A 5,541-nucleotide genomic window follows, 5' to 3' on the forward strand; every position below is an offset into this window, starting at 1 on the left:
GACGAAGTCCGTTTTAACGAGCGCGGCAATCAGGTGACACTCATTAAACGTCGTCCGGCAAATTTTCAGTGAGTTGCGCGATTGGTAGATAACCGGCCCATTCACTCCTCAATACAAAAGGGAGCTGCGAAGGATTTCTCCACCGGTGCTTGCTATGCAGCGTTTTTGCCGAGTCCTGCTCATCGATCACAAAGACAGCTTCGTCCACAACCTCGCGCGCTACTTTCGCAGGCTTTCCTGCAAGGCGAGCGTAGAGCGCGTGTCGTCACTTCCAGACAGACACACGATCTGCCGGAACTTTGACCTTGTGGTCCTCTCCCCGGGCCCGTGCGCGCCCCGCAACGCCGGAACTGTGGAACTCGTACGCAGCATTCTGGGTCAAATCCCCATCCTCGGCGTGTGTCTGGGTCATCAAATCATTGCCGAGGCCCTTGGCGCACGGGTGTCGCGGGCACCCCAGCCCGTGCACGGGGAGGCTTCTCTCATGTGCCACGACGGGCAGTGCGAATTTGCGGGGCTTAGCAATCCTGTGCTGGTAGGACGCTACCACTCCCTGATTGTCGAGGCCGAGTCGTTGCCTTCGGAACTTTGCGTGAGCGGATGGCTCGAAGACGGAACGGTCATGGCCATCCGCCACGTGCGTCTCCCGATCGTGGGATGGCAGTTCCATCCGGAGTCCGTCCTAACCCCAGAGGGAGTGCGACTTCTCGAAGCGCTCCTTGAGTGGATACAGAAGTTGCGAAGTAGAGAACCTGGGCTTGTCCACGCTCAGTCTGCGATTCCGGTCACGCTAACAGACCGTAGTTCTTGAGTGTGACACGGAGTTTTGCCTCCTGCTCGGGAGACAAAGGCGTCAGCGGGAGTCGGAGCTCCCCCGTGTCACGTCCCAGAAGTCGCATCGCGGCCTTTATGGGGATCGGATTTGTGGCCAGACTAAGCATGTCTCGCGCCAGCGGGAAGAGTTTCTTGTGCCAACGAAAAGCCTCGGCGATATTCCCCTGTTCGAAGGCCTCAATCATCGCCTTCATATCCCTCGGCACGATATTGCCGATCACCGAGATCACCCCACGCCCGCCCACCGCCATAATCGGGAGCGTCAGGCTGTCGTCCCCGCTGAGCACCGTTAAATCGGTCTGCGTCGTTATCTGGGAAACCTGATCGAGCGATCCACTGGCCTCTTTCACCATGGCGATATTCGGGAACTCGGCCAGGCGCAGGAATGTCTCAGGCTCGATGTTTCTCCCCGTGCGTCCCGGAATGTTGTACACGCAGATGGGAATATCAACCGCCTGGGCGAGAAGTTTGAAATGCTGATAGAGCCCCTCCTGCGTCGGCCGATTGTAATATGGTGAGACGATGAGCACCGCGTCGGCACCGACCTGCGCCGCCCAACGAGTCAGCTCCAGAGCCTCTTCCGTACTGTTCGAGCCGGTACCCGGCATGACTTTAATCCGGCCTGCCGCCGTTTTCACGACAGCCGAAATGACCTCTCGATGCTCGGGATGGGAGAGGGTCGGGGATTCCCCCGTGGTACCCACCGGGCAAACACAGGTGACCCCTGCCTGGACCTGGAACTCCACCTGTTCTTCCAGGGCCTTGTAATCCACCTTCCCATCCCGGAAAGGCGTGATGATCGCAACGGAAAGCCCGGCAAATTGTTCAGCACGCGTAGCCATGATGAATCCACGATTTTCGGGTAACAAACAAGACCGCAGGCCCAAACCACTTTAACGATTATCGGAGGAAAACATCTCGCGATGGGAGGCTGCCCACACCATCAATTCTTTCATTTCTCGAACAGCCTGACACATGCCAACCATGACGGCTCGGGCGATAATACTGTGGCCGATATTCAGCTCTTCCATGCCGGGAATGGCCGCAATCGGTTGGACGTTACGGTATGTCAGGCCGTGCCCAGCGTGTAGATGAAGTCCCCGCTGTACGACATTGCGGGAGGCGTCCCGCAAAATGCTCAGTTCCCGGTGTTGCTGTTCGCCGCGCGCGTTGGCGTAACAACCAGTGTGCAGCTCTACTGCTTTGGCTCCGGTCTTTTCGGACGCTTCGATCTGGCGTACATCAGGGTCGATAAAGAGGCTCACGGCAATCCCTGCGTCCTGAAGCCGGTGGACCACACTCGTCACGCGATCGAGCTGTCCGACGACGTCCAGCCCGCCTTCCGTCGTGATTTCTTCTCTCCGTTCCGGCACCAGAGTGGCCTGGTCGGGCTTGACCTGAAGGGCAATTTTGACAATTTCCTCAGAGCACGCCATTTCGAGATTCAGCTTGACGGCCGTCGTCTCGCGGAGCAATCGCAAGTCCCGCTCTTGAATGTGACGGCGATCCTCTCGCAGGTGAATTGTGATTCCGTCGGCACCTCCGAGTTCGGCCAAAGCCGCCGCCCAAACAGGGTCGGGCTCATAGGTTCGCCGTGCCTGGCGAAGCGTGGCCACGTGATCGACGTTGACGCCAAGATGAATCATGTTTTCCAAGCAAGATCCCTTCACCAGTACCGAAAAATACCAGGATTGGCTGGCAGCAATAGAGCCACTCAAGCAAAAAGGCGATTATATCGCCGTTCGCCGCAGGTGGAAAGAAACCCTCCCTTCGCCGGATCGGGCAAGATCTCAGACAGTCCCGGTAGACACGGCGGAAACCATGCCATACATTGCACAAATACGTTCGATTCCCTTCCCCATCCTTTTGTTGTTCTTCGAGAGGAGACGCGTCTATGAGGAGGCAACTTTTCGGTTACGCGATTGCATTGGGATGGTTGCACCTGGCACTTATGGGCCTGTTGGGGTTCGCCCCTACTTCGGTAAGTGCCAACGATGCTGTGCTGCCGGTGCCTCGCCCCGATCAATGGTGGCAGCAACGTCATCAATCGATGAACGAACGTGTGAAACAGGGCAATGTAGACCTGATTTTCATTGGCGACTCAATTACACACGGATGGGAAGGCCAGGGAAAGGAGGTCTGGGAAGCCTATTACGGTCATCGGAATGCTGTGAATCTGGGAATCAGCGGGGACCGTACTCAACACGTGCTCTGGCGGCTGGACAACGGCAACATCGATGGAATCAGCCCTAAGCTGGCGGTGGTCATGATTGGCACCAACAATGCCGCACCCAATCAGCCGGAAGAAACAGCAGAAGGCATCAAGGCGATTGTGGAAAAGCTGAGAACCAAGCTCCCGCAGACCAAAATCCTGTTGCTGGCAATTTTTCCGCGCGGGGAAAATCCGCAGGACCCGCTTCGCCAGAAAAACGAGCGTGTCAACGAACTGATCTCCAAGCTGGATGACGGGGAACATGTGAAGTTCGTCAACATAAATTCGGCTTTTCTAACCATGGACGGAACTCTGCCGAAGGAAATCATGCCCGATTTACTCCATCCCAATGCCAGGGGCTACGCTATTTGGGCAGCGGCCATCGAACCCTACGTGGCGGAAGTCCTCGGCCCGCTTCCTGCTCCCCAGGGAAAACCTGATGAAGAAGGCTTCGTGCCCCTCTTTGATGGCAAAACCATCGCAGGATGGCGAAAAGCGGGTGGCGGTGCCACCTACTGGGTCGAAGACGGGTGCATCGTCGGCAAGGTCGGCCCGGGCCCCAACACGTTTTTGTGCACGGAAAAAACGTTCCGGAATTTCATTCTCAAGCTCGAAGCCAAATTTGATGTGCCGGGTAACTCCGGCATTCAAATCCGGAGCCACCAGCGGCCGGACACTGGTCGAGTGTACGGGTATCAGTGCGAGATCGATCCCTCCGATCGGGCATGGTCCGGTGGAATCTATGACGAAGCCCGGCGAGGCTGGCTCTTCAAACTGGATAAAAATGAAGAAGCCAGAAAGGCTTTCAAACGCGACGACTGGAATGAATTCGTCATCGAAGCCAACGGTCGTCGCATCCGAACCTGGGTCAACGGAGTACCGTGCGCCGATTTTACCGACGAAAGTGATCAGGCCGACCTCGAAGGGTTCATTGCATTGCAGGTGCACGCGGGCAAGCAAGGCCAGATCAGGTGGCGCAATATCCGGATCAAGGAATTGCCCGATAATCAGTGAGCCGTCATAATCACTGAACAGTGCCCAGTAAAATATCGTCGGCAGTTCTCAGCCGGGATCTTTCTTGCATGATATGTCAGCCATCGAACGGCCGGCGAACGGATCGTCGGCCGTTCTTTTTGACCAGGGGTTACGGACGTGAAAGTTCTTTTCCTCCAGTCTGGCAGTTCGGGGAATTGCCTGTACGTTGAAACAAAGCATGTCGCGGTACTTTTCGACGCTGGCATCACGGCAAAGCAGGTAGTTCTCCGTCTCGAGAGCAACGGCCATTCGCTTGCCAAGGTCCAGGCGGTCGTAGTCTCACATGGCCATCGTGATCATATTCACCACAGCGGAGTCTATCACCGGCGTCTGAAGCTACCTGTTTGGGTCCCCCGCGCTTGCCAAGATTGGCTGGCCGAAAGGGAAAAATTTTTACCTCACGCCTATTGTCCGGGTGAAATGCTGACGATCGGGGACCTGCGCATCGAAACAATACCAACCCCACACGATTACCCCGACTCTGTCGCTTTTATTGTCGACGATGGTCGCAACCGGCTCGGCGTTTTCACCGACCTTGGGCATGCATTTGCTGATTTGGAAAAGCATCTTTCCACGGTCGACGCCCTCATCATCGAGAGCAACTATGACCCGGTGATGCTGGCCAACGGGCCATATTCCCCCGAATTGCAGGCCCGAATCCGCGGTCCCGGCGGTCACCTCTCCAACGTTGAGGCGGCACACTGCGTCAAAAAGTGGAAGCACCAGTACCGCTGGGTCTGCCTCGCCCATCTCTCACAGCACAACAATACCCCCGAGGTCGCCGAAAAAACTTTCCGGAAGGTGGTCGGCCGAGGAACCCCCTACATCGCCGAATATTATTCCGTCACAAGGCTGCCCGCAGTGGAATAGGGAAAATTTTTTGACCCCAACGATCTCGATCGCGGATTGAACCGCGTTTTCGACGGATGAAGTCTTTTACCGGAAGCGCGACCGAGCTGCTCCCTCCCACATATCCGGATTGGGACCGAGTTTCTCTTTGACAGGGTCGGTGATTCGCCGCAGTTGCTCGACAACTTCCGAAGGAAGCGAAAGGTCAGCCGCTGCCGCATTTTCACGTGCCTGATCGGGCCGCCGCATCCCATTGATCACCGACGTGACCCCCGGTTGTGCCAGAAGCCATGCCAAGGCCAACCGGACAACCGTCACGCCGAGCTGTTTTGCCACCTCTTCAATTCGATGAATAGCGGCAAACGTTTCCGCTTCACAGCCGGGTTCCCCGTGCCGCGTGAGAGGGCGATTCGACGAAAAATGCCGAGTCCGGGCTCGGCCCGGTGGAACTTCGTCAGGACTCTTGTACTTACCGGTCAATAGTCCAATGGTAAGAGGGCTGTAACACAAAACACCGATATTTTTCTGGCGACACAGCGGCAGAATGTCGTATTCGATGGCCCTGAACAGCAGCCCATAGGGAAGCTGATTGGTCACCGGCTTTCCCAGCC

General features: G+C 56.6%; 6 protein-coding genes. 3 read left to right on the top strand and 3 right to left on the bottom strand.

Features of this window, described 5'->3' with window-relative positions:
- Positions 1–154: 154 nt before the first annotated feature.
- The gene (locus H5U08_RS09045) at positions 155–811 is read left to right on the top strand and encodes an aminodeoxychorismate/anthranilate synthase component II (protein ID WP_297032338.1); all 657 of its coding nucleotides are present in this window, start codon (positions 155–157) and stop codon (positions 809–811) included.
- Here the strand turns inward: H5U08_RS09045 and dapA are convergent.
- Together dapA and H5U08_RS09055 are read right to left on the bottom strand one after the other, a co-directional pair.
- Positions 786–1,676, bottom strand: coding sequence for a 4-hydroxy-tetrahydrodipicolinate synthase (gene dapA, locus H5U08_RS09050; protein ID WP_297032339.1), 891 nt, complete (start codon positions 1,674–1,676; stop codon positions 786–788). The genes H5U08_RS09045 and dapA overlap by 26 nt on opposite strands.
- 51 nt (positions 1,677–1,727) lie before the next feature.
- Positions 1,728–2,480: a pyridoxine 5'-phosphate synthase gene (locus H5U08_RS09055; RefSeq protein WP_297032340.1), complete on the bottom strand. Its 753-nt coding sequence runs from the start codon at positions 2,478–2,480 to the stop codon at positions 1,728–1,730.
- A gap of 248 nt (positions 2,481–2,728) precedes the next feature.
- Between H5U08_RS09055 and H5U08_RS09060 the strand changes: the two genes are divergently transcribed.
- Positions 2,729–4,060, top strand: coding sequence for a family 16 glycoside hydrolase (locus H5U08_RS09060; protein ID WP_297032341.1), 1,332 nt, complete (start codon positions 2,729–2,731; stop codon positions 4,058–4,060).
- Between the two features lie 138 nt (positions 4,061–4,198).
- Complete coding sequence (locus H5U08_RS09065; RefSeq protein ID WP_297032342.1) at positions 4,199–4,951, top strand: MBL fold metallo-hydrolase; 753 nt, start codon at positions 4,199–4,201, stop codon at positions 4,949–4,951.
- A 66-nt stretch (positions 4,952–5,017) separates the two neighbouring features.
- Here H5U08_RS09065 and H5U08_RS09070 read toward each other — a convergent pair.
- Positions 5,018–5,541: aldo/keto reductase (locus H5U08_RS09070; RefSeq protein WP_297032343.1), on the bottom strand; the 524-nt coding region annotated here is incomplete at its 5' end.

It is taken from the genome of Thermogutta sp. (assembly GCF_014359955.1).
GTDB lineage: Bacteria > Planctomycetota > Planctomycetia > Pirellulales > Thermoguttaceae > Thermogutta.